This is a genomic window from Rhizobium sp. 01N424, assembly GCF_056399485.1.
The window spans coordinates 1-1,215 of the sequence record NZ_JBFTRK010000038.1 but is presented as its reverse complement, the minus strand read 5'-3'; the positions used below and the strand labels follow the sequence as shown (position 1 = coordinate 1,215).

1 protein-coding gene is annotated in these 1,215 nt (G+C 58.8%); it reads right to left on the bottom strand.

Features of this window, described 5'->3' with window-relative positions; genetic code table 11:
- Positions 1-61: 61 nt before the first annotated feature.
- Positions 62-1,200, bottom strand: a protein-coding gene (locus AC1DNK_RS29960) for an IS3 family transposase (protein ID WP_477944865.1) whose coding sequence is annotated in 2 segments (ribosomal slippage) — positions 62-933 and positions 933-1,200 — 1,140 coding nt in all. Because the reading frame shifts where the segments join, the coding sequence is not laid out codon by codon here.
- Positions 1,201-1,215: the final 15 nt, after the last annotated feature.

The following is a 1,215-nucleotide window of genomic DNA, read 5'->3' as shown; positions in this document are numbered from 1 at the left end:
AGAGCTGGCGCGGTTTGTCTGAACAGTTTCGGGCGTTTCGCTAAGTGGATTTCCGCCTCGATTATGCCGCCACCGTCATTGGTGCCAGCGCGTTGAAGTAGGCCTGATCCGGCGTCTTCCGGTCAAGGGATGAATGTGGGCGTCGGCTATTGTAAAAGGTCAKATAGCGGCSGATGCCAGCGCGGGCCTCGGACACWGTYTTGTAGGCRTGGAGRTAGACYTCCTCGTATTTGATCGAMCGCCAGAGCCGCTCGACGAAGACGTTGTCCCGCCACGCACCCTTACCATCCATCGAGATGGTGATTTCCGCCTTCTTCAGCACCGTTGTGAAGTCCATCGAGGTAAACTGCGAGCCCTGGTCGGTATTGAATATGTCGGGTCTGCCATAACGGGCCAGCGCTTCCTCGACTGCTTCGATGCAGAAGGCTGCCTCCATCGTGATCGACAGTCGCCATGATAGAACCCTCCGGCTGAACCAGTCCACAACGGCGCAGAGATAGACAAATCCGCGAGCCATCGGAACATAGGTCAGGTCCATCGCCCAGACCTGATTGGGTCTGGTAACCGCCAGCTTGCGCAGCAGGTAGGGATAGATTTTGTGCCCAGGTGCCGGTTTCGAAGTGTTCGGGCSACGGTAGATCGCCTCGATGCCCATCTTCTTCATCAGCGTGGCGACGTGCAGCCGCCCAGTCTCCAGCCCTYCTCCCCTCAAGAGCCCTTGCAACATCCGACTTCCGGCAAATGGGTAGTCGAGATGCAACTCGTCGATCCGGCGCATCAGAGCCAGATCGCCGTCAGACACCGGACGCGGCGAGTAATAGACACTGCTACGGCTGAAGCCGAGAAGCTTCGCCTGGCGCACGACGGATAGCTTATGCTCGCGGTCGATCATTTCTTTCCGCTCAGCAATCCCGCCTTGCCGAGCGCTCCGGCTAAAAAATCATTCTCCAGCGTCAGCTCCCCGATCTTGGCGTGCAGCGTTTTGACATCGACGGTTGGACCCGCCGGTTCCGCCTTCGCTTCATCGCCGAAAACGCCTGTCGCCCCCTCGAGGAGCTGGTCTTTCCACTGCTTGATCTGGTTGGCGTGCACGTCAAACTGCTGGGACAGTTCCACCAGCGTCTGCTCGCCTCGAATGGCGGCGAGCGCCACTTTTGCCTTGAAAGCCGGGCTATGGTTCCGGCGCGGTCGTCTCGTCATGGTATCTCCTGTTCC